Annotated in this window: 18 protein-coding genes and 3 pseudogenes; 8 read left to right on the top strand and 13 right to left on the bottom strand. The window is 47.2% G+C overall.

Annotation, left to right across the window (positions count from 1 at the left end; translation table 11 throughout):
- Positions 1-156: 156 nt before the first annotated feature.
- Positions 157-1,101 (top strand): annotated as a pseudogene (locus ACIDITHRIX25_RS90545) (IS1595 family transposase).
- 478 nt (positions 1,102-1,579) lie between these two features.
- Here the strand turns inward: ACIDITHRIX25_RS90545 and ptsP are convergent.
- The 7 genes from ptsP to ACIDITHRIX25_RS90510 all read right to left on the bottom strand — a co-directional run bounded on the left by ptsP (position 1,580) and on the right by ACIDITHRIX25_RS90510 (position 9,512).
- Positions 1,580-3,262, bottom strand: a complete 1,683-nt coding sequence (gene ptsP, locus ACIDITHRIX25_RS90540; protein ID WP_349632148.1) for a phosphoenolpyruvate--protein phosphotransferase — start codon at positions 3,260-3,262, stop codon at positions 1,580-1,582.
- Between the two features lie 39 nt (positions 3,263-3,301).
- Complete coding sequence (locus ACIDITHRIX25_RS90535) at positions 3,302-3,571, bottom strand: HPr family phosphocarrier protein (RefSeq protein WP_201732612.1); 270 nt, start codon at positions 3,569-3,571, stop codon at positions 3,302-3,304.
- An 804-nt stretch (positions 3,572-4,375) separates the two neighbouring features.
- Complete coding sequence (locus ACIDITHRIX25_RS90530) at positions 4,376-5,143, bottom strand: DeoR/GlpR family DNA-binding transcription regulator (protein WP_201732611.1); 768 nt, start codon at positions 5,141-5,143, stop codon at positions 4,376-4,378.
- A gap of 703 nt (positions 5,144-5,846) precedes the next feature.
- On the bottom strand, positions 5,847-6,005 hold the full coding sequence (locus tag ACIDITHRIX25_RS90525; RefSeq protein WP_201732610.1) for a hypothetical protein: 159 nt from the start codon (positions 6,003-6,005) through the stop codon (positions 5,847-5,849).
- Between the two features lie 532 nt (positions 6,006-6,537).
- The gene (locus ACIDITHRIX25_RS90520) at positions 6,538-7,311 is read right to left on the bottom strand and encodes an ATP-binding cassette domain-containing protein (protein ID WP_201732609.1); all 774 of its coding nucleotides are present in this window, start codon (positions 7,309-7,311) and stop codon (positions 6,538-6,540) included.
- A complete protein-coding gene (locus tag ACIDITHRIX25_RS90515) occupies positions 7,311-8,333 on the bottom strand; it encodes an ABC transporter permease (protein ID WP_201732608.1) in 1,023 nt (340 codons plus the stop codon). Before ACIDITHRIX25_RS90515 ends, ACIDITHRIX25_RS90520 begins: the two co-directional genes overlap by 1 nt.
- A gap of 114 nt (positions 8,334-8,447) precedes the next feature.
- Positions 8,448-9,512, bottom strand: a complete 1,065-nt coding sequence (locus ACIDITHRIX25_RS90510; protein WP_201732607.1) for a substrate-binding domain-containing protein — start codon at positions 9,510-9,512, stop codon at positions 8,448-8,450.
- 1,407 nt (positions 9,513-10,919) lie between these two features.
- On the opposite strand from ACIDITHRIX25_RS90510, the gene ACIDITHRIX25_RS90505 reads away from it, so the two are divergent.
- The 4 genes from ACIDITHRIX25_RS90505 (at position 10,920) to ACIDITHRIX25_RS90490 (ending at position 14,982) form a co-directional block, all read left to right on the top strand.
- Positions 10,920-11,990, top strand: a complete 1,071-nt coding sequence (locus ACIDITHRIX25_RS90505; RefSeq protein WP_201732606.1) for a hypothetical protein — start codon at positions 10,920-10,922, stop codon at positions 11,988-11,990.
- A gap of 7 nt (positions 11,991-11,997) precedes the next feature.
- Complete coding sequence (locus tag ACIDITHRIX25_RS90500; protein ID WP_201732605.1) at positions 11,998-12,948, top strand: 1-phosphofructokinase family hexose kinase; 951 nt, start codon at positions 11,998-12,000, stop codon at positions 12,946-12,948.
- A complete protein-coding gene (locus ACIDITHRIX25_RS90495) occupies positions 12,945-13,403 on the top strand; it encodes a PTS sugar transporter subunit IIA (protein ID WP_201732604.1) in 459 nt (152 codons plus the stop codon). Before ACIDITHRIX25_RS90500 ends, ACIDITHRIX25_RS90495 begins: the two co-directional genes overlap by 4 nt.
- Positions 13,404-13,473: 70 nt before the next feature.
- On the top strand, positions 13,474-14,982 hold the full coding sequence (locus tag ACIDITHRIX25_RS90490) for a PTS fructose transporter subunit IIC (RefSeq protein ID WP_213333404.1): 1,509 nt from the start codon (positions 13,474-13,476) through the stop codon (positions 14,980-14,982).
- A 543-nt stretch (positions 14,983-15,525) separates the two neighbouring features.
- Here ACIDITHRIX25_RS90490 and ACIDITHRIX25_RS90485 read toward each other — a convergent pair.
- Entirely contained in the window at positions 15,526-15,774 is a 249-nt protein-coding gene (locus ACIDITHRIX25_RS90485; protein ID WP_052605479.1) for a helix-turn-helix domain-containing protein, read from the bottom strand.
- 363 nt (positions 15,775-16,137) lie between these two features.
- On the bottom strand, positions 16,138-16,419 hold the full coding sequence (locus tag ACIDITHRIX25_RS90480) for an ADP-ribosylglycohydrolase family protein (protein WP_249685703.1): 282 nt from the start codon (positions 16,417-16,419) through the stop codon (positions 16,138-16,140).
- A gap of 87 nt (positions 16,420-16,506) precedes the next feature.
- Between ACIDITHRIX25_RS90480 and ACIDITHRIX25_RS90475 the strand changes: the two are divergent.
- Positions 16,507-17,449 (top strand): annotated as a pseudogene (locus ACIDITHRIX25_RS90475) (IS1595-like element ISAxf1 family transposase).
- 28 nt (positions 17,450-17,477) lie between these two features.
- On the opposite strand, the pseudogene ACIDITHRIX25_RS90470 reads toward ACIDITHRIX25_RS90475, so the two are convergent.
- A pseudogene (locus ACIDITHRIX25_RS90470) lies at positions 17,478-18,059 on the bottom strand (ADP-ribosylglycohydrolase family protein); the annotation flags it as partial.
- Between the two features lie 109 nt (positions 18,060-18,168).
- On the opposite strand from ACIDITHRIX25_RS90470, the gene ACIDITHRIX25_RS90465 reads away from it, so the two are divergent.
- Together ACIDITHRIX25_RS90465 and mazF are read left to right on the top strand one after the other, a co-directional pair.
- Positions 18,169-18,411 (top strand): AbrB/MazE/SpoVT family DNA-binding domain-containing protein, encoded by a 243-nt coding sequence (locus ACIDITHRIX25_RS90465; RefSeq protein WP_201732602.1) that lies wholly within the window; start codon positions 18,169-18,171, stop codon positions 18,409-18,411.
- A gap of 2 nt (positions 18,412-18,413) precedes the next feature.
- On the top strand, positions 18,414-18,746 hold the full coding sequence (mazF, locus tag ACIDITHRIX25_RS90460; protein ID WP_201732601.1) for an endoribonuclease MazF: 333 nt from the start codon (positions 18,414-18,416) through the stop codon (positions 18,744-18,746).
- A 1,513-nt stretch (positions 18,747-20,259) separates the two neighbouring features.
- On the opposite strand, the gene ACIDITHRIX25_RS90455 is transcribed toward mazF, so the two are convergent.
- The 3 genes from ACIDITHRIX25_RS90455 to ACIDITHRIX25_RS90445 form a co-directional block, all read right to left on the bottom strand.
- Positions 20,260-20,769 carry a GNAT family N-acetyltransferase gene (locus tag ACIDITHRIX25_RS90455; protein ID WP_201732600.1) on the bottom strand — a complete coding sequence of 170 codons (510 nt, stop codon included), beginning with the start codon at positions 20,767-20,769 and terminating at the stop codon, positions 20,260-20,262.
- Complete coding sequence (locus ACIDITHRIX25_RS90450) at positions 20,766-21,056, bottom strand: type II toxin-antitoxin system TacA family antitoxin (protein WP_201732599.1); 291 nt, start codon at positions 21,054-21,056, stop codon at positions 20,766-20,768. Before ACIDITHRIX25_RS90450 ends, ACIDITHRIX25_RS90455 begins: the two co-directional genes overlap by 4 nt.
- Positions 21,057-21,565: 509 nt before the next feature.
- The gene (locus ACIDITHRIX25_RS90445; RefSeq protein WP_213333402.1) at positions 21,566-22,849 is read right to left on the bottom strand and encodes an ATP-binding protein; all 1,284 of its coding nucleotides are present in this window, start codon (positions 22,847-22,849) and stop codon (positions 21,566-21,568) included.
- Between the last annotated feature and the right edge of the window lie 907 nt (positions 22,850-23,756).

Below are 23,756 nucleotides of genomic sequence, written 5' to 3'. Positions count from 1 at the left end.
GGTATCAATTACACCTTTGACTCTGAGATCGTAGGCACGGGGCATTGGAAGCACCGCACTTTATTACATACTTATCAAGTTTCGTAAGTTTCGCCTCCACCGAGACCAGATTGGAGCTAATCTTTAGTAGAACAGATGTTCGATTAAGGAGGCATGGTGGATATCTCAGGCTTTATGGTACGCTTCGCTTCAGAGGAAGCATGTGAAGATCATTTGATCAAATTGCGGTGGAAAGAGGGATTTAGATGCCCAAAGTGTGACTCTGACCAGTTTACCTTAATCAGGCCAAACCATCGAAGAAATGCAGCATCTCGAGCTCCACTTTTTCAATGTAAATCTTGTCACCGTCAAACTAGCGTTACCTCCGGAACCATCTTCCATCGAAGCCATATCTCTTTATCCAAGTGGTTCTCCGCTATCTATCTATTGTCCAACGACAAGCGTGGTCTTTCGGCTACTACCATTGCTAAATTCGTTCAAGTATCTTATTCGACTGGCTGGTTGATGCTAAATAAGCTACGAAAAGCAATGGCTGACCGAAATGGTTTATATAAACTTGGAGGAAACGTCCAGGTAGATGAGTTCTTTTTAGGTGGTGAGAGCCATGGCGAAGGCTAAAGAGGAAAGGGAACAAAACAAACCAATGTCCTAATTGGAGTGTCGATTAGCAATGGTGCTCCTACTCATTGCTTCATGGAAGTAATCAAAGATACCACTGCTAAATCACCCAAAGATGTTTTTGTGAGATGTTTAGATTCCGACACCAAGCTGATAAGTAATGGTGACCCAAGTTACGGGGTATGTGCTGCAAGACCTTGGACTAGCGCATTGGTTCACTTTATCCAAAGACAAACAAGCACACGTAACATTCAAATGGCTCAAGATCCTAAATTGGAAACTGCAAGAAATTTATCGACGGAACATACCACGGACGTGAGGAACATAAGCAACTTATGCCTCGAGGAATTCGCATACCGATTCAACCGAAGGCACTTTGAAATGTCCTTGGTAGAGCGACTTCTCAATACATGTGTGTTTGCGTCTCCACATCCGCTACTCCGCGAATCTGACTCCAAAATGGCTCTTGCTTACGAAACTTGATAAGTATGCTTTATTAATTAATGCACCGCTAGAAGGGTAGGCACGACTCATTGCTGGGCCGTGCCAGACTAGGTGGATCCCTAGCAATTCCGGCATATCAAAAACGCTTTTTTGGGCGGCCGGCGTGTTGCCTTTCGGAAAGAATGTAACAAGAGAGGCAACAAAGCCAATTTGCATCCGACCGCTACGGGAGACCCATTGATGGGTCTACCAAAGTTACCTTAATCTAAAGATTAGCTTCATGGTTCTAGGCTTAATTTTTGGCGAAAGAGGTACGCGGGCGGTATCAAACGAGCACATCGGCATCAACTTATATTCGCTTCAAATTGTGGAGCTAATAGAGCGATATTCGAAGGATTGTAGCCGTTGCGATTGAACGCATTTCCAATGAGACTCATTTTCAGAAGATCCCATGATCTGTGCCTCTTCCAATCTCGATGAAGAGGTTGTGATTTGGCTCTTCAATATTTTGGTAAAGCTAGTTTGGTGCTGCCACCAAGAAGAGCGATACCAATTCTCGAGCCTCTCTAGCGCTGACCGCATTTAAAGCTATCTCGGCAGCCTTCCGACAGATTTCAAGGCTCCTCTTTGAGATCTCGTCTCTAACCGGGGGGATGCTTATAGGGGCCATTGAAAGACTAGTTACCCCAAAACCGACAAATACAACCGCTAAGAGAGGATCGCTTGCTGCTTCTCCGCAGATGCCCACTGGCTTATTCGCTAGATTAGCAGCGCGCGCTGTATGTGAGATCAACTCCAATAGTGCCGGTTGCCATGGGTCTAGAAGTTCAGGCAAAGGAGCAGTTTCGCGATCTATGGCGAAGGTATATTGTGCAAGATCGTTAGTGCCAATGCTTACAAAGTCGCATTCGCCAACTACGAGGTTTGCGCGAATGGCAGCCGATGGTACCTCGATCATGCTTCCAGCACTTCGTAGTCCCTTTGAGTGGACCAACTCACTAAATGAACGAGCCTCAAGCGCAGTTGAGATCATTGGAGCCATCACCCACACCTCTGCATTGGTCGCCTGAGCAGCTATGGAGAGAGCTTCAAGTTGCAGCTCTAGCAGTTGCGGGTTTCGAGAGGTAATTCGGTAACCTCTAAGGCCAAGTGCAGGATTTGGCTCGTCGTCATTGTTGGCAAAGGCCAAAGGTTTATCGGCTCCAGCATCTAAAGTTCTTACAATAACTTTTCGCCCTGAAAAGGCGCTAAAGAGTTCTAGATAGGCAGATACCTGCTCTGATAGTTCAGGTGCACTGGTGCGATCCAAATAAAGAAATTCGGTGCGAAAGAGGCCGACGCCCTCTGAATCAGCAAGCCCAGCTAGTGCGAAGTCTGCTCTTCGTCCTACGTTGACCAAAAGTTCAACACCATGGCCATCGGCAGTTCTTCCTGGCCCTCCGCTTGAGCTTTGGCTAGAAGTTCTAAGTCTCACCTTTAGTTCGTGTTCTTTTAGGAGCTCGCCACTTGGATCGACAACCACGGTACCTGTTGATCCATCGACAATTACAAATTCACCATCGACGAGTTCGCCTGCACCTTGAACGTTTATGATTGCTGTAATTCCAAGTGATTTAGCGATGATCGCTGTATGGCTCGTTGGTCCACCTTTTTCAGTGATGATTGCCATAACTTTCTTGGGATCTAGACCAGCGGTGTCAGCGGGGGAGAGGTCGATTGCGACTAGCACATATGGTTCATTGCGTATTGGTAGTCCGGGTATCGCCCTTTGAAGTAGCTCTGCGACGATGCGACCCGAGAGATCGTCAAGGTCTCCTGCTCGCTCTGCCAGGTAGCCGCCCGCAAGGAGGAATTGGTCACGAAAGACGCCAAGTGCTTTGCTGACGGCGTATTCAGCCTTTGAACCAGCTGCAACGTATTCACATATTCGATCAAAGAGGACCTGATCTCGAGCTATTGCCACCTGTGCTGAAATAATGGGTGCAATCTCGGCATCCACTTCGGTCGCAAAGAGGTCGAGGCGACTGGCCACGACTTCGATTGCATTTTTGATTCTTGAGATAGTTGTCTCTATCTCTTTGGGATCGAGGACCAGAGGCAGATCCAGTTCAGGAGGAAGTGCTATCGGCGGAGCGATAGTAGCTACTACGCCTTGAGCCAGCCCAGAACTGACCGCGATACCCTTTAATTCTTTCAAGATCTGTTCCCCCACAAAGTATTCACAAACTAAATTTTGGCTTTATTTAGCATCCAAGTCAGACTCGATAAAGGCAGCCAATGCAGAGATAGCTGATTCTGCATCTTCACCCTCGCCATAGAGAGTCACTTCTTCGCCTTGGCGGGCATCGAGGGCCAGTATCGACAAGACGCTGCGGGCATCTACCGGGTCGCCATCTCCCTTTGAAATCTTTATTGAGATTGGTGCCTTGGCTGCCTCTTGTGCAACCAACATGGCTGGACGTGCATGAAGTCCAACCGAAGAACCGACTCGAGCTCGAAGCTGTGTCACTTTAATTCATCCTTTAACTTGTTGTTTGGTAGTAATTTTCTCATTGTAATTTTCACGCAGCAATTATCTAGTAGCACTTATTCTGATTGTTTGGCAAGGGCCAATTTCGTATTCCGCAAATCTCTTAGACACTTCGTCGTGGTTAGGGGTAACAGGATCCAACACCACAACAGCCCAACCGAACCACTTTCGGCTCTGTGGCCACTTGGGTAATCCATCTAAGTATTATCCTCTCGTCACGATTGAAATAGATGGAACCTTGTGAGTCCTCTGTGGTTTCTTCGAAGGGATCTATCTCTGTTCGTATAATTCATTTGATCCTTGTTGTTTTTTAGTCGACCGCCATGCCTTCATGGTGGGGGAGTTTGTAAATCGATAAACTTGAACCTCTTTTGTAGATCGTGTCAATGGGGTTTTTCTATTGCCCATGTAAATTTCCATGTGATTACTGCCCTCTGTTTACTGCCCTGAATTGATCGACTGCTACAATTGCCCAGAATTGATTTCGCGGTTTCGATTGACTTGCGCCCATAGAGGTTGTTTTTCGCCTTGGTAAGGTGCCTTAGTCTTCATAGTTGATTTTGAGCAATTTATGCCATCGTCGGCTGAACCTTTGGTCTTCTCACAATTAAAGACGAACGGGGGGTTTTTCTCTTTGTGAATAGTCGCCAACATCAATTTTCCATTTCATCTACCTACTCCAAACATCTCTTTGCGCTATCTATCTGGCTATCTCAAATTTCCTTGTCATCTCTTCCAGAGCTCTACCTGTTGATCAGAGCTATCTTTGTATCGATATTCCTTCTATGACGGTGCAACTACAACATTTAATCCAGCAAGCTCCATGGCGGCGCGGTCAACTTCGTCGATCCCGTTATCGGTGATTAGTAGGTCTACCTCTGAGATTGAGGCAAAGCGGGCGAACTTCTCATCACCGTATTTGGTGTGATCGGCGAGGACAATCACTCTTTTAGCCGCCGCAACCATCGCTCGCTTTACAGCTGCCTCAGTGGGGTCGGCGGTTGTAAAGCCCCGCTCGATAGATATTCCATTGGTTCCGATAAGTGCGGTTGAGACCCGAATCTCACTGAGCGCTGAAAGTGCCCATGAGTCAACGGTTGCTGCAGTCTTACTTCTCAATCTGCCGCCAATCAAAAGAATGGTTAGGTTTGGAAGAGGTGAGAGAATCATTCCAATAGAGATTGAATTGGTTACGATCATCAGTTCGCGGTCTTGAGGCATGATGGAGGCTAAGCGTGCAGTAGTCGTGCCAGCGTCGATGATGATCGAGCCACCATCGGGGATCTCCTCTAGAGCCCTCTTGGCAATAGCTTCTTTTTGAACTCGAGCAGTTAAATCGCGTGAATCCAAATTTGGTTCGAACCGAAGACGTTCAACAACGATCGCTCCACCATGAACTCTCTTTAGGATCCCGGTCGTTTCTAGAAGATCTAGATCCTTTCGAATCGTCTCAGGCGTAACCGCTAGGTCGTTTGCTAACTCTAGAACTTCAACGCGCTTGTTGGTCTTGATCTGTTCTCTAATCCATTCATGGCGTTCTTCCGGGTACATTCGCTTTTTGAACCTCATGTGCGCTAAATTTTTGTTTGCAACCATATTACTGCCGATTTATTTGATTATGAGTGCTAAACGGACAATCATGGACCTAAAGTGATCCAATTAATAGGGTTATTCAAAACATTACCCGAGTAGTCAAAACTCAATCCGAAGATAACAAAGTAACCATTTACACAAATATAGAGATTTATAGTGGATTTCTACCTTTGTCGAACCAACTCTCCAGATCAAGATATCCATTTCGTCAACCTAGCTAACTTCGCTAGGTTGTCTCGCCCTCGCGAAGCTGATCATCGATAACTCAGGAAGTGCCCGTCCTTCAGTTGATTATTCCCTAGAGAACGCCGCTGAACTTTAGGAGCTGGTAGAAAGTCGTCGAACATCATTGAGAGTCGTTGCCTTCAGCCATGTGCTACTCCAAAGAAACTATCGCGATAACTTGATCTAGGCTAGAAGTGCTTGCTCTATCCGTCTGGTCAGTTACCCTTATTTATTTGCGTTTATTTGCGTTTATTTGCGTTTATTTGCGTTTCGGTAAATTTATAACTGCATATTTGGATATGGGCAGCTAATACTTCGTATCTGAACTGCATTCTTGACCTCTAATTCTGGCTTTTTTCTGACCGGCATTGTCGAGCGGCATTTTTGAACTACACGTTTGAGCTGAATTTTTGAGCTGAAATTCTAAAGTTCATATTTAGATATGGGCATTGAGACTGATCTTGAACTTCATTCGAACTTCCAAATGCTGCACCCCAATGGTAGCGACAACTGGAATCGCGACTAGAACTGCACCGCACTGCCACAGGATGCTGCTGATAACCTGCTTATCGCAGGTGTCATTGAGCTTCTTCAATTGGGTAGATCTGAAACCTCACTAACTTGCATCTTTCTGTTGCCACCGTAAACGAACTGATTGGATTATTCCGCCGATGTTATTCACGTCGTCCGTCTTGTCACTGATTTCGCTCTGCTAGCTTGAATAAGACTTTCCTATTTGCCTATCCCAGCAATGGCCGAATAACCAAATAGAGTCTTTAGCTTGGCCCGTCGCTCCAGCATATTTCTATGCTGGAGCGAACCTGCGGGGTGCCAGGATGGGAATCTTAGGGGTAAATCTAACGCTCTAGGAGCTAGCACTTTGGATCTACCTAATGAGAGCAACGAGGTATAACGAACAGGATGATTGGCTCATGAGGTAAGTTGACGATCTAGTCATCTATCTGGCTAGCTAGAGGGTTTTCTAGATCGTCAACTAACTGTAATGCAGGTTTCTGAGCTATTAGAAAAGTTCCTATAGGTAGCCTCATCTCATTACAACGGGACCTACAGAGACTTTCTAATTGGCTTTTGAAGGCCCACAAAAATTGCTTCAAACGTTGATCTGTCTATTGGGCGCTGGGGCTAGCGCCGGTAAGGCCAGTAATCGTACCTAGGAGCGACTCTGCATTGAACTGCGAAGTAGGGGCATCACGCACGACTGAACCAAGGCGAAGAACGACGATCCTATCGGTTACTTCGAGAACATGGGGAAGGGTGTGTGAGATAAAGACGACACCTAATCCGCGTTCCCTAGCAGCTTTTATGACACTTAGAACTTCGCCGGCTTGGCGAGCCCCTAAGTGGTTAGTTGGTTCATCTAAAAGGATCACCTTTCGTGCCCAAGCCACTGCTCGACCAATCGCTACAGCTTGGCGTTGTCCGCCTGAGAGCTGAGAAACATTTCGCTTTGAAGCCGGAATCGAGATTCCGACCTTTTCTAGGTCTTCGCGTGCCTCACTTTCCATCTCTTTTTGAGCCAAGAAGCCCATCTTGCCCAAGATCCCCGGCCGTAGTTTCTCTCGCCCTAAAAAGACGTTGGAGCCAATCGAGAGATCAGGTGCTAAGCCAGAGTCCTGATACAAGGTCTCAACGCCAGCTTCCATAGCGTCATGGGGAGATCGCCAGGAGTGGCTCACCCCATCCACTAAGAGTTCGCCTGAGTCGGGCTGATAGACACCGGAGAGGATCTTTACAAGAGTCGACTTTCCTGCACCGTTGTCACCAACCAGTCCGACAACTTCACCTGCGTAGATAGAGAGGCTTACGCCGCTAAGCGCCTCAACGCTTCCGTAGCTTTTTTTGATGTTACGAGCCTCATAGAGTGGTATTCGGTTTTCCATTATGGCTTTCTCCTGCTCTTGGGCTTGATGGCTTGAAAACCTGCAGCTACTGCAATTAAAATTGCAACAGCGACTTGGTTCCAGTTGGGCGCCACGTTCATGATGATCAAACCACTTGTAACGGTGGTAAGTATCAGGCCACCTAAAACAGTACCTGAAAGTCTTGCGGAACCACCAGACAGGCTTGCTCCTCCAATAACCACAGCTGCTATTGCACTTAATTCAGCACCGGAACCAGATGTTGGTGCACCTGATCCAAGGCGTAGATAAAAGAACATTCCTGTGAGACCAGCTAAAACCCCAGAGAGCATATAGACCTTGGTCAGATGTCTTTTGACGTTTATACCAGCTGCTCGCGAGGCAAACTCATTGGAGCCGATAGAAAAGGTATATCTACCAAAGCGCGATGTGTGAAGAAATAGGCCAGCTATGACAGTGATTGCAATCACGATCAACACCGGATATGAAAATGGCCCAATCACCGAGACTGTGGTTTGAATTGCTTGTGAATCGTTTCCTATTGGTGCGCCACCAGTAAGTACGATAGATAGACCACCAGCCGCTCCAAGTGTTACTAGAGTTGCGACAAATGGAACCAGTCCCGCATAGTTCATCAAAATCGCATTTACAAGGCCAACGATAGCTCCGACGGCGATGCAAACAACTAAACCAATCAAGAGAGTGAACATCTCATTTTTCAATCCTGCATCTCGCATCACAAATGCTGCAATAACACCGGCAAAGCCTGCAGTTGCTCCGACCGAGAGGTCAATCCCACCTGTGGCAATTACGTAGGTCTCTCCTACTGCCATCAAGACAAGCGAGGAGAAGTCAGCAAGGATATTGCCAAATTCGCCATTGGATAAAAAGACTGAATTTCTGGTCGTAAAAAACGCCACCAGGATGACGAAGGCGATCAGGAGCAAAAATTGCTGATTGCCCAAGATTCGCGCGATTAGAGTAGGCGTCGTTTCTAGCGACTTTGTCGCTGTGGATGGCGCCTCTTCAACTTTGGATGCCACATCTACCTCTTCCGCTATGGAAATAATACGCTACAAAAGATCTGCCGATCTTTTGTAGCTGCCTTTAATCCGCCACGGAGAAGAGTTTCTCCGTGGCGGATTAAGACGTTTCGACTAAGCCGTTGCGTAAGTGTACTTGGCTAGCTGAGCGGCTGGGGTACTAGGCGTTAGGACGACGTTAGGCAGAATGATTTGCTTTGGAATGCCAGTTGCCTTTTTGCCCTGTCGTAAATACTTGACAGCATTGGCTACTGACATAGCACCTTCTTCGGTTGGGTTCTGTGCAATTAGGGCAGAGAAGACTCCGGTTTGAAGGAGAGCTACGTTGTTTGAGTAAGCGTCATATCCAACTAGGGCGACTTTACCAACGAGGCCGTGTGCCTGTAGTGCTGATGAGGCACCAGTTGCATTGGTTCCGTCAATGGCAAAGATACCGGCTAGGTGTGGGTACTGGGTCAACCAGTTATTTACGTTGGTATTTGCAGTTGCAGCTACCGACTCCGAATACGCAGTGGAGACGATTTGTATACCTGGATATTTAGCAGCGATCTCAGCTTTGAAGCCAGCCAGTCGAGCGGTGTTGGTTGTAGCGGTAGGCGAGCTAAGGCCCACAACAACTTGGTAGGTCTTGCCTGCTGTGTAGTGCATAGCCTTGGCCATTGCATCAGCTGCGGCTTGTCCACCTTGGGTGTTGTCTCCCGTGATGAATGAGACGACTTTGGCCATGTTGGCTACGTGAGTATCAACATTGAAGACTGGAATTCCTTCACTGACAGCTTGATTTACAGCTGGCTGAAGCGCATTAGGATCTGTAGGTGCAATGATTAGGGCACTTGGATGCAGAGCTAGAAGTTGATCGACGATCGGAATCTGTGTCGCTGGTGAATAGAGCGATGGGTCACCTTGCCAAATCAGCTTTACCCCAAGCTTCTTGGCCTCTGCTTCAGCGCCGATATTCATAGAGATAAAGAATGGATCGGCCTCGGCGCCCATGTTGAAGGCGATCGTAATTCCACTCGATGAGCTTGACGTAGCAGACGTGGCTGCTGTCGTTGCCGTCGAAGACGATGACGTGCTACCGCAAGCGGCTGCAAGTGTAGCCATTGAAAGCCCGAGGATAATCTTGGTCTTTAGGCCCCGGCGACCAAATAGGGATGTGCGGCCCTTAATTTTCTTCAATTGGTTTCCCCCATCAGTTTGCGTCCGAAATGAACGCTGTGTTTACTAAATACAAAACCGTACTAGAACCAAATCTAAAAGTCAAGTCATGCAAAAATATTCAAAGAATTTCACAACTATTCAAAGAAGTAGGGTCACAACTCATTGGAAATAACCTCTGAAATGGATTAATCACCACAAACTGCACTCCAATTCGTCATCTTCGAGGTGGCTTAGCCTTAGGTCCAAGAAATGACTAAATTTGTCGATCCAATAAGCCTCAAACCGAATATTTCCTCTTAACAGCACTGGCTATTGATTACTTAGATTCATCAACAAACCATATATGAGCGGGTCTTTTCGTTGTCTACTCTTTGCTGGAACAGCGTTGATGAAGAAATGAGAGGCGATCGACCAAAGTAGATCTTAAGGCATTATTACCGATTGTAGAGATATTTGGGAAGATATTTTTAAATTTGCCGAGATTGAAAAATCGCTCCATTGATCTAAAAACAAAGGTAATATTGCAATAAACAAAAGCTAAACCAACTACAAGGCTCTATGGCAGACATGCACAAGACTTCAAAACCAGAAAATCATTTAGATGATGTGATGAACAAATCATCGGTTCATCTACGACTGAATGATTCGAAGATCTGCATTGGACTATCGATGGATCTGGCATCGATGGATCTGGTGACGGAGGCCATTGATGGCTTCGTTCCATTCAATACTGCGTGTTTCTTAGAAGTCTTGGTCGAACCATTTTCTGGCTTAGTCTCTGACTTTCGGGCTGCGCAAGATGTTTATGAGGATCTCGGTTTTCGTAGTTCAAAAGATCATAACCCCGAATACTGCTTTAGCACCGGACATAGGGGCAACCCAAGTCATGGCTTTTTCGATTTGAGTAAGCTTTCACAATCAAGCAGCCCTCTCTATAAACAAGAAACCCAAAGAAGAGAAATCAAAAGAAAAGAAGCCCGATCTAGCCAACTACGACTTTCGGATAATGTTGACCTTTGTCATCAAGATATTCTTAGCAGGAGGGCACTTAAATCCAAAGGGGCTAAAGAGATTACTAGGGTTGACTCCACTCACGAAGACCCGTCGAGTGTTTGTCTCACAGGTTGTTCTTCAGTAGGCGCGCTATTGGATATTGTTAATTTTGCGACTTCTCGTTTGTCCGGCAGTATTTTAGCCAGTTATCTTTTTGCTAATAGTTCATTGAGCATGTCTTGTTTCACTGGTGTTCATTCCACGGGTACGTATTTAGGGCCTAAGCTATCAAAATTTATAGATAGGCAGAGGACCCCTAAGAACTTTTATACTTCAAGGATTTCAGAGAACTTCAATTCTTCATCGCATATTAATCGCTGCGGGATCGCCAGTGTTACAGATGAAACAATAAGTATCTTGACAGATATAGCGGTGAATAGTACAAATTCAATTCTTCATCGAATTTTCGCCCTAGATTCGCCATCTCCATCGAATAGTGACCGATTTTCTTTTGATTATCTAAGTATGAATCATCTCGGCCTTAACCAATTCAAAGCGGCTAAATTCGAGTCGGCTCATACCAAGGTGGCTAAAGGTGACCTTGTTCAAGCTGGGGTCACACAAGATATGCCCCTTCGGTTTGACTGGGGCTGGATTAGACTAGGCAAACCTAAGACATTCCAGCCTTACCCAGCCCAGCCTAACTCAGCCTCAGTTGTGCCAGACCAGCTTCGTTCGGTTCATCTCTTTTCGGCTCAACTCCAATCATTCGAATTTTATTCAGGTCAACTCCATCAAACGCAAAGGCAATCGGGTCCAGTCGAATTGGGTCCAGTCGAATTGGGTCCAGTCGAATTGGGTCCAGTCGAATCAGATAGAAATGAATTAAACCAAAACGATATATATCTTGGCGAGTCAGTGCGATTGGATTTGGATCAATTGGATTGGACCGAAATGGCCACCAAGATAGACACCAAAACAGGTAAAGACCTGTCGATGCTTCATCAATTGAAGCTAGGTCACTTTTGTCTTCCTGGGCCAAAGTGGAAATGGTGGGCCCCAAATTTACGCCAAATAAAACCTTGGTGGCTGGTTTGTACGATTCTAGATCAATTCCGATTTGCTACTTTGAAGTTAACTCAGCTACAGGCTAACCAACAAGAGTTGGCCAATTCCAATTTAGGCCGACAACATTTCATCCAAACTAACATTAGCCAGCTAGGCCAGACCAATCCCAAGTCGGCTCCACTCGGGCGGATTCGAATGGTTCAGCATAAGTCGGATCTTCCACTTGAGCGTTTTGACCTAGAAAGCGTAGTTTTTATGCAAATCGGTGACTTTGATTTAGATCGCAATCGATTTGATTGCATGAACAATATGGTTTCTAGTTCGGCAATGATTAGAGATATTTCGCTCCGGGCGATGATCTCTCTCGATATAGATGCAAGCAATAGACCTAAAGATGATCAGATGACCCAACTTGTTGGCGTTAGGCGAAAGTAGCACGACTTTGATAGTTACCCTGACTCCCAACCCAAGCCTGGATCGAACTCTCGAGGTACCGTCATTGATAAATGGTGATGTCATACGGGCCTCATCTACCCGAATAGATGCCGGTGGAAAAGGCATAAATGTCTCTCGAGCCCTACGTGGCTTTGGTATTGCAAGCGAAGCTATTTTCCCCGTTGGCGGCCTAGAGGGAAACCAGATTATCCGACTCTTAGAAGATGAGCTCGTTGTCGTTAGATCGGTCTCAATTGCGTCTTCAATTCGTATGAATATCTCAATCGTTGAGCCAGGTGGATTGGTAACCAAGATAAATGAACCCGGACCGTGTCTAAGCGACGATGAAGAGGCGGCTTTGATTACTATGACTAAAATCCATGGTGGCGGTGCTCGATGGGTTGTTGGATCAGGCACTCTTCCCAAGGGAATGAGAAAAGATTTCTATAGTCGGCTAATGAATGAACTTAGTGATTGTGGCTGCAAAGTGGCGATCGATACAAGCGGAGATGCCCTAAATACAGTGATTCCATATGGGCCAACTATTGTAAAGCCAAATCGCGAAGAGCTAGAGGGATTTTGCGGGCAAGAAATTGTGACCCTAGGTGACGCTATAGACGCTGCCAAGTCGCTTTTGGCGGCAGGCGCCAAGTCGGCTCTGGTAAGTTTAGGCTCTCATGGTGCATTTTATATAAACGAACGGCAACTCATCTACGGCGAAGTTCGTCCAAGTGCAATACGATCCTCGGTGGGTGCCGGCGACTGTCTTCTGGCGGGCTTTTTATCCGCCTATGAGCCTGGTCAACAAGCTCTGGCAGAGGCTTTAGCCTGGGCGGGTGCCTCTGTTTCTCTACCAGGCAGTGTCATGCCGAACCGTGCGGTGGTGGACCGCTCTAGCGTGGTAATGCACAATGAAATCGATAGAACAAAGTTAATTAAGGAAGGGAGCTCCAAATGACCCCGATCATAAGCACTGTGACAGTAGATCTCAATATGACTACTACCGACAAAGTAGAGACCATAAAGCACCTGATCGGCTTGCTCGATAGTGACTCCCGACTTGTGGATCCTAAGAAACTACTCGATGATGTACTGATTCGTGAAGGTCAGATGCAGACCGGCCTAGAGGGTGGTATTGGAATTCCTCATGCACGATCGGGTGGGGTAGTCACTCCAAGCCTTGCCTTTGGTCGTTCTGTATTAGGTGTCGACTTTGGCGCTAGCGACGGAAAGGCCGATCTGGTCTTTTTGATAGCCATTCCCGAGGGCTCTGAGGCCAGTCATATGAAGTTACTAGCGGCTCTAGCTCGCAGGTTGATCCATGATTCATTTAAGAGCGCCCTTCGAGAGGCTAAAAACGCCCAAGAGGTCGTTGAACTGATCGAGGTTGAAGTCGTCGCAAAGACAAAGTAGATTACTCCTCTGCCTTATTATGTCCAATGGCCCTTATCCATACTCATCTCGCTAGCACAATGGAATTGCATTGAAGATCGTCGCAGTTACATCATGTCCAACAGGAATCGCCCATACGTACATGGCAGCCGAAGCGCTTGAGAATGCCGCAAATGAGGCTGGCTATGAGATTCACGTCGAGACTCAGGGGGCAGCTGGTATAGATGCTGTCGAGACCAGTGATATAACAAGTGCTGATGTAGTCATCTTTGCAGCTGATGTTCAAGTGCGCGAAAGGGAGCGTTTTGTTGGGGCCGTCATCCTAGAAGTAGGCGTAAAGCGTGCCATCAATGAAGCTCATGTTGTAATTGAAGAGGCTATCGCACTTGCCCAGTCTCAGCAGAAGTCACCCAACAAAGATGAGGAACCTGTCGATCAGTTGCAAGGTGATGGTTTGGTTCGATCAGATGAGGCGAAACCTGACTCCGAGAACTCCTTCCTTAGTTCCCTTCGTCAATGGCTAATGACGGGCCTAAGTTATGCAATTCCACTAATTGCTTGTGGGGGAGTTTTGACAACGATCTCATATTCCATGGCTGGCACCTCGATTGCATCTCGAATTGGCAGTTCCTACGGCGGTGCGAACTCGCTATTTGGAAATATCAATGTGATCTATGGCCACTTTGGGGTTGCCGGGGTTCTTTATTCAATCGGTGCCTTTGCCTTTGTTTTGACGATTCCGATCTTAAGTGGGTATATATCCTTTGCAATAGCGGATCGCCCGGGCTTAGTGCCAGGTTTGGTTGGAGGGTTGATTGCTGGAGCCATGGGCGGAGGTTACATCGGTGGCATTGTGGTTGGGGTTGGCAGTGGACTCTTGGTCCAACAGCTACTTAGGATAAAAGTACCTTCAATCCTCAAACCGATTCTTCCAACCACGCTACTTCCCGTAATTTCAACCCTTGTGGTTGGAGGTCTCTTATTTGTTTTTCTTGGTACCGTATTGAGAGATGTTACCAATGCGATCTTGAAATTTGTAAATGGGCTAAATTCACCCGAAGGTCTGGTTCTTGGTTTGGCCTTGGGATCAATGATGGCCTTTGACTCTGGAGGTCCAATAAATAAAGTCGCCTATACGATAGGTGTGGCACTCTTGCTGTCTGGTAATTTGAAGGTCATGGCTGCGATCATTGTTGCAGGTGTGGTTCCCCCGGTTGGTCTGGCTTTAGCAGTAAAGGTGCGTCCTAAGCTTTTTACACCACCTGAGCTAAAGGTGTCATCAAGTGCATTAACCAAAGGGTTAGCCCTGGTAACAGAACAAGCTATTCCATTTGCCATGGCGGATCCAAAAAATGCTCGATGGTCAGCAGTTGCCGGGTCGGCAATTGCAGCATCTTTGTCGATGTATTTTGGTTCAACCGCTCCGGTTCCACATGGGGGAGTGCTGGTCGTTTGGCTTATGGGTCGGCCTGGACCGTGGATAGCTGCTCTCGCAATTGGGATCCTGATCACCTTCACATCTGCCATAGTGACCAAAAGTCGATCTGTCGGATCAAGCATTATGTCACCAAAGACGAATTTACTTCAGGATAGACCTTAAAAGTTTGGGGCCCTAGGTGTCAAGGGAGTTGGCATCTATTCGAATAGAATATCAACTATACGGGACGAGAACTTGAGGAACACGATCTATAACTCATCTTGGACCAAGGCTTATCTTGAACCAAGTCACCGCGGTGCGACAATAGGTGCGACGGATGACATCGCAATGGCCCCTGACTCCTATTACAAGATGTAGGTCCTCAGCGTGATCTGTATTACCAAGATTGACTAACCCTGTGGAAAATAGCTAGGAAAACAATCTTGGCATGGGCAGAACACTTTGCGTTCTGCCCATGCCAGGGACCTTCGACTTCTAATGACCTTCGACCACGAGGATCTCTAGCTGATATCAAGACAGCAAGTAGCTATGTAAGCTCATCTTGATAGCGCTACGATTTTCTATTTACCACGGCGGACACTGACGAAATGTCAGTGTCAAGGTTGCTACAAGATCCCCATTGACCTTGCCGCCAACTTGCAGTTCTCAATGGCCAGTAACATGCTCCATAGACGATCTTTCCAGTTTCATGATCTGTTACGGGCTCTAAATAACTTGGGTTATGTACTTATGGTGTTTACGATAGGCAATCTCATCTACCCCTATTATTGAGAGCTTCTCTAGTCGCTTTGGATCGATCTCTTTGGCTACTACTCTCTCACAGATCGTACCAACTGTTTTCTGAGCAATCCGGGTGAGCTTCGTAACTGTTGTTTTATCCATCTTTGCGGTTGAGCCGGCAACTAGATGTTCAAAGTCTCTCGTGAAGCGAGATTTGCGATACCGGTCACCCAAATGGCACTGACTCAGTGATTACTCCATGATTGGGGCATTTCGGTCTCCGTAGGGCACAAGAGATCCAAGTACGACGTATTCCCATGTCAAGATGTCTCCAGCGAGAGTTGATAAGTTCTGATGTCGTAGCGGTATTTGGTTTTGAATTTACGGCTTATTCAACAACACGGTGGACATGCGAGTTTGGATCGTGCAAGTTTGGAAACGCTCGACCATAATGGCCCCAGCACGTTTGAGTTAGTGGCCCCACTCACCACATACGTACCAGAAATAAAATTTGTGCATTTGTGGGTTCATCAAGTACTCGCATCTAACTATTTCATTGGACTACACGTAAACTACCAGCACATGCATCAGCGGACTTTATTGGCTGCCAACTAATCGACTTGCTAGCTCCAAGGCGTCAACTGGCCAGAAGCACTCTGGTCGTGGGCGATGGACGCCAGGATTTCCGACTTTAGGGCGACAGTTCAAGACAGAGTCGACCCATTGGGATGGTATCGCGTCGATACCGTAGACAGCGCCCAATAGCGCTCCACAAATTGCCGCATTGGTATCTGTGTCTCCCCCTTGCATAACTGTATCGGCGACGCCTTCAGCAAAGCTTGGGGCATTGAGTAGCTGCCATAGGGCATTGCCAAACATACTTATCAAGTTTCGTAAGTTTCGCCTCCACCGAGACCAGATTGGAGCTAATCTTTAGTAGAACAGATGTTCGATAAAGGAGGCATGGTGGATATCTCAGGCTTTATGGTACGCTTCGCTTCAGAGGAAGCATGTGAAGATCATTTGATCAAATTGCTTATGCTATGAGGGATTTAGATGCCCAAAGTGTGACTCTGACCAGTTTACCTTAATCAGGCCAAACCATCGAAGAAATGCAGCATCTCGAGCTCCACTTTTTCAATGTAAATCTTGTCACCGTCAAACTAGCGTTACCTCCGGAACCATCTTCCATCGAAGCCATATCTCTTTATCCAAGTGGTTCTCCGCTATCTATCTATTGTCCAACGACAAGCGTGGTCTTTCGGCTACTACCATTGCTAAATTCGTTCAAGTATCTTATTCGACTGGCTGGTTGATGCTAAATAAGCTACGAAAAGCAATGGCTGACCGAAATGGTTTATATAAACTTGGAGGAAACGTCCAGGTAGATGAGTTCTTTTTAGGTGGTGAGAGCCATGGCGAAGGCAGAAGAGGAAAGGGAACAAAACAAACCAATGTCCTAATTGGAGTGTCGATTAGCAATGGTGCTCCTACTCATTGCTTCATGGAAGTAATCAAAGATACCACTGCTAAATCACCCAAAGATGTTTTTGTGAGACGTTTAGATTCCGATACCAAGCTGATAAGTGATGGTAACCCAAGTTACGGGGTATGTGCTCGAGACCTTGGACTAGCGCATTCGATCACTCTATCCAAAGACGAACAAGCACATGTAACATTCAAATGGCTCAACATCCTGATAGGGAACTGCAAGAAATTTATCGACGGAACATACCACGGACGTGAGGAACATAAGCAACTTTACCTCGAGGAATTCGCATACCGATTCAACCGAAGGCACTTTGAAATGTCCTTGGTAGAGCGACTTCTCAATACATGTGTGTTTGCGTCTCCACATCCGCTACTCCGCGAATCTGATTCCAAAATGGCTCTTGCTTACGAAACTTGATAAGTATGTTGCCAAATACAATCAACGCCTATCCCTGTTGATTGAAATAGTTAGATGATTGTGAATCGATAGCTCCATGGATTACATCCATGAGCGATTGGTCAACTCGCAGTTCTTGTGCCCACTGCTTGATCTTGCGAAAGAGTGTCTCGCCGTCGCATCCAGTTGAAATAGCATGAGCAATCGCCATTGTGAAAAGCGAGTTGGCTTGAAGGCATACCTGATTGGGATGAGTTAGAGCGGCGTCTTGCTCGGCCCATTCGCCGACCATATCCAATGGTTGACCGGCAGCGAAAATACCCAAAGGGCTGATCCGCATCATGGCTCCGTTGGCCTGGCTGGCTGAGTTCGGATACCCTCGAAGACCAGAGGAAGTTGTCATACCGCAGTCAAAAGGATCGGAGTCTAACCAGAATTTATAGGCATTAAATGCAGCATTAGAATCATAGGTGCCACGCTCTAGCAACATCCGTGCCAAAAGAAGTGCCATCTCTGAATCATCGGTTGGCTGACCGGCAATGGTGTTCCATGTGCCTCCATCAGACAATTCTCGTAAGCCATCAGGGTAGCGGCGTCTGATCTCTTCTGGGGACTGGAATTCAACCAGACTGCCTAGAGCATCCCTGGGGAGAAATCACGGCACCTTTTATGTAGATACAATGTATCATTATGATTGATGTAAGTGAAGCAACCAGAAAGCATTCGGAAAGGGGATTGTGATGCGCTCAGTCATAAAGAAGTGGGGCAATAGTGCATCGGTTCGGATTCCATCCTCGATCATGGAAGCTGCTCATCTAAAAATAGACGATTTAATAGAGATACGTGAAGAAGCTGGACGTATAGTCATTGATCCAATTCATAATGATGAGTACGATTTATCTCAGTTGCTTAGCGCTATTGAACCCGATAACATACACGGAGAATTTGACTTTGGAATTCCCTCCGGCAGGGAGCTTTTGTAACTTTGCAACGCTATGTTCCAGAGGCAGGAGACATTGTATGGATCGAGTTCAATCCACAAGCTGGGCATGAACAGTCTGGACATCGTCCGGCGGTGGTATTGAGCCCATCTACTTACAATAGCAAGGTCGGATTGATGCTTTGCTGTCCGCTAACTACCCAAATCAAAGGTTACCCGTTTGAAGTTGTGATTACCGGCCACCCTGAAAGTGTGGCTCTGGCAGATCAGATCAAGAGTCTTGATTGGGTTGTTAGGAACGCCAAACACAAGGGGAAAGTTACACGGGATGAACTCGCTGCTATACGGGCAAAAGCAGCTGCGCTTTTGGGTAAATGACCCTAGGAACTAGGTTCTCAAAACCTATCTGCCAATAGCGTTGCCACCCAAACTGAGTCATATCGTCAAGAGGGCGAAGATGGAATGGGCGTGAGGACGTATTCAGGGAATCTGAAAAAATCAACGTAGTAGCTCACCACTACTACTTGCAGCCATGAGCATTGAAGATAAGAAAGGGATGAAACTAACAACGACGCAAAGGTGGAACGTAATCGAAAGTAAGACGACCTCTTATGCGGATAAGGCTAAGGACAATCTCGGGTTCTCCTAACCATCATGTGTCACGAAGTGAACCTTCTCACGGCACGCGACACGGTTCTCCCTAATTTAAAGGGGAATAATTGGCATGGATAAAGTACTATCAAAAGGGACAAAGCCTCGTGAAAGGTTTGTCCCATAACTTCAAAAGTGACTCAGTAAACCGTTTAGCGATCTCAGAACCAATCCATTAAGAGATGGCAAATGTGCTAGTCGTCGTCGAAGCGACGCTTACAATCCTAAGCGTACAAAGCCTCGAAGTCAAAATGAGCTTCGGGTATGAATAATCTGCGATCGCATCGAATAGAGTGCGTCGTCTTCACAACTAGATGTGAGAAAGCTCGCGGCCGGTGAGAAACGGAGATTCCTTAGCTTTCGCACCTTTGGGGTGGACTAGACCGGCGAGAACTGGGGTGTTTTCATAGTTGAGTCCTGCGAGGCATAAGGTTCCGATCAACAAGCTCAGCTCATTGTTGTCGATTATTAGGGCTTTCCTATTGTCGCAGGTCGTCGAGGAAAAAGTGCTTCGAAAATCTGACAACCGCTTGCGAGAGGCTAAAAGATCAACTACTAACCACCCCATATACGTTTGAAGGATCTAATGCTCCCTCTCTGCCAGCGATGATCCTCAGCGACACCGCGCTTTCAACAGATCCCCTGTGAGTAATAAGGATCTTTGCCTCAAGGTCGTCGCCTTGTTAAATTGGCATAGGCTTTCGTTCTGTAACCGCCGCAACCAGGCGAAATAGACGATATCTCGATACGTCCAGAAGTCGCACCATTCGTGGTTATTCGAAGTTAGCGCAATTACACTTCTACCAAGGTAAATTGCCGTCGCTTGTTTGCTCTGCTGTAAAAGTACGCGTTTGGCTTACCCTTAGAACTCATTATTCTCACTCGAGTATCTACGATGCTCGCGGCTAAGCCTTATGAGTTCTCGTCACCCATCTCCCATCACAGTTAGTGATCCGTCGCTGACGATCGATGCAGCCTCTAATCTCCTAAATTGATCTTTTACTTGAGCTTTTTAGAAACTCTCACAGAAATAGATATCTCATTTCCTACCTCTGGCGCGTTCCTACCGGAATCTACAATTCGATGCGCACCTTCGTATCTTGAACGCAAGAGTTAATATACGCCTTGTTCTCGAAAAATTGACAACCATTCTGCTAATAATCTATGTTGACTTAACAGGTACCCACGAAATCTGGGGACCCTCACCCTGGGTTGAAATGAAACGAGATTACTGCTTACATTACTGCACCGTCAATAATTTTATTACCGTTGCCACCGGCAAATAGAGGGTGCGAGGACGATGCAACAATGGCGTGAAGCCAAATCCAATATAGAAATTTGCAGCTTGGTCATCAATCGCGTCAGCAAATATGGCATGGGCCCCAATAGGAGCTGTGGCGACTGTTTTAATTGCGTCAAACAACAATGCTTCCCCGAGCCCTTGTCCGGCGAAATTTCTATCGCGAGCAAGCCAGCCTATTAACGCTGCCGGGATGGTTGGGTAACGTGGCAGTTTCCGCTTCACCTGGTCGCTCACTTCGGTCAACGGCACGTTACTGGAAGACAAGGTATAGAACCCTACTACCTGATCAGTCTTGATATCTCGCGCGACGAAGCAAGTGGCATAGTTGCGCTTTACGTCTTGTGAGACAGATTTGTGGAAATAGCTATCGATCCGGTCGTTGCCGCATACAAACGTTTCCCGCTTATGTGTTTTTGTGAGCGACTCGATGACGTAACGACTACTCACCTCCGTTCGATCATCTCGGAATGGCGTTTGGCAGCGCGAACCAAACGTTCGTTCGGTGCAATTGGGTTGATTAGGGCTTCGGCGAACACGGTCTGATCCTCACGGGCCAATCGCATGATGTCAGCGTCCTCGACGATACGGCGGGCATCTTCACCTGCGGTGGCGATGAGATAACTGGTCAAAGTCATACCGCGCAACCGTGCAGCACGTTGCATCAGGTCGTAGATCTGGACCGGGATTCGCGCTTCCAATCGGGCAGTTTCGACATCGGTTTTGGATTTATTCATTTTTACCTCCTCATATGATCTATCATACGGCATAATGCCGTATTCCGCAAAAGGTTATTTTTTGTTGTGTCTCACAAACACCGTCAATTGGATAGAGTGAGGTTGCCCAAAGTTGTGGACGATTGCTACGCAAAAGATCGACTGAATGGGAAAACGCTACGCGTTTACACACAATCGGTTGATCTTCGCCCACAAAGGCTCAACAACCAGCTACTGTTAAATGGTCAAAAAGCTAGACGGATTTGCCTTAGGGTCGCTAACGTATAAAAACAAAGCGATCCTAAGACCACATTCAATTTGGACGATTGAACAGGGACCCTCCAGAGGACTTCGTTCACGTTAGATAGAAGTAGGGATGCCAGCACTTGCGGTTGCCTTTCATTGAAATCCCAAGAGGCACGCAACCAAGAGTTTCGAAGAGCCGCGTCACCCTCAATTTTATAAAGATTGGCCACCCATCATGAGCTCAAGGGGCGATTTACAAATAAGTTCAAACAAATTGGTTTCAATCAAGGTGAAAGTGCACTTAAAGGGGCAGACACGGTACCATCGTCTGCAGTGAGGATCGGACCGGTTCCAGTGACGACAAGTCGAAACGCTGGATCGCCCATCGTCTTAGTGTCGATCTGGTCGATAGCGCTGCGTAACGACTTGACTCCATTCAGAATCTGTCCCCCACCGAGCTTTACCTCGATTGCTCCCCAGCGTCCATCCGCAAGTACGGCTACCGCATCTATCTCCTTGCCGTTAGAGTCTCGGTAGTGGCGGACTTCGCCACCCATTGCAGAAACGAATACCATAAGGTCGTGGATTACTGCGCTCTCGAAAAGCATGCCGAGTGTCTCAAGATCATTTCGCAAATGTACAGGTCCTGCACCGAGCGCCGCAGCAGCAAGCGAAGCATCGACCAAGTGAAGCTTCGGCGAGACTCGCAATCGAGCCCTGGACCGCAGCTTTGGCGCCCAGGGCTGTTGGGATTCAACGATGAATAGACGCTGCAACAGTTCGACATAACTGCTAATCGTCTCTACGTCGATGTTTGGTGCGACAACTCGTACGTCATTAGCAAGAGTTGTATAGTTCAGCTCGGTAGCGACGGACCTTGAGATTGCCACAATTAATTGCCTAATGACGTCGGGCTTATGGCGGACGTCAGCCAGCCGCCTAATATCCGTACGGGCGACGTCGTCGATGTAAGCCCTGAGGCGATCTGCAGATTGTTCCGGACTTAGGGCTGTCATCGCGGGAAATCCGGGACGCAGGATATGGTCGACGACATGGTCGAGTTCAATGCCCGTACTTGCATACGCGGACGGTCGAATACCTTCAAAAAGTCCGGCGATGCTCACCTGACCTCTAGCCCCATCCAGCTTCTCTGAACAGGTCATTGTCCGTTGTCGAAGTCGAATAAACCTACCAGCTCCGGTGTGGCGGGTTAAATCGTCGGCAGTTAGGGCAGACCCTGTAAGGATGAACTGTCCAGGTTCAATGGTCGAATCAACACTACGTCGTACTAAATTCCAAAGTTCTGGGGCGACCTGCCATTCATCAAGCAGTCGCGGAGCGAGCCCCTCGAGAACCGAGCGCGGCGCGATCTCCAAGATTCGCTGTATGTCAGTATCGTCAATGAACGCGTATGAATTTGATGCATTCATGGCGGTCATAGTTTTTCCGCTGGCCCTCGCACCCTCAATAATCACAGCGCCGGCCGCTCCGAGCGCGCGAAGCAACGCCACGTCTATCACTCGTTGCCGGTATTCTCGCCCTAGAGTTTTAACGGTATCCACTGTCACTATCATAACCCTATGCCGATAATTATGGCAACCCTATGCCGATCAATGCGGAGACCTATCGACGAATTCTGCGGATTTCCGAACTTCTCGTGATACGCAAACACCGTTGAATATCGCACTTGAAGGCCAAACTTTTGGCTCGCAGCCCTGAGATCTATTCGGTTTCATAGCTCAAACTCTCAATTCCGTAGACTCCTCGGTTGAAGTGAACTCGAAAAGATAGGCCGAATTCGCACGTGAGTTGTGAGTGGAGCATGAACTATATAGAGCGCGCATTCATTGGCAAATCGACAAAACGATAAGAGGGTATTTGGGAACAGCCCACGCCTGGCTACATGCTACCCAAGGGGACACGTCGGATTATTCGCGAGTGGCGAACTTACACTTCTCGGCGTCAGCCTCCCGTCGGACAATTCATTCAAGCAAATTAGAGAGGGCGATAAAGTCGAGGGGAATTTTTAAGCGGATAGTAAGCAGTTCGAATTTGTCAACTCGGCGCAATTCAAGTTTGGAAACTTCACAACCCCTCTCTGCCAATAATGTTGTTACCTAACTTGACTTTTGTTTGGAAGAGGGCGATGATGGAGCGCGTATGACAAGGTGCCCTAGGAACCAAAGCAGAGAGTCCTAGTAGCTGGAATTACTCACCAAACGCGACACGAAGCTCTGCTCAACTATGCAGCTTCCAACAATCCCTTGCCGCTGCGATGGAGTTAGAGGAGCGATGACCCAGGTACGCGAAATTTAAGTCCTTGTGAATTTACAGCTCTGGGATCAACCGAACAGCTGAGAGATTCCACGAGGATCTTTAAGGCGCAGTAAATTCAACGTTACTAGCCACTTTCGGGAAAAATCCGTAAGGGAAACAAACCTGTAAAATCAGCCGTATCGACTCACGTAGCGAGCG

The sequence above is a fragment of the Acidithrix sp. C25 genome, from assembly GCF_904848545.2.
Note: the sequence above shows the minus strand (reverse complement) of the source record. Positions and strands in the feature narration are given on the sequence as shown.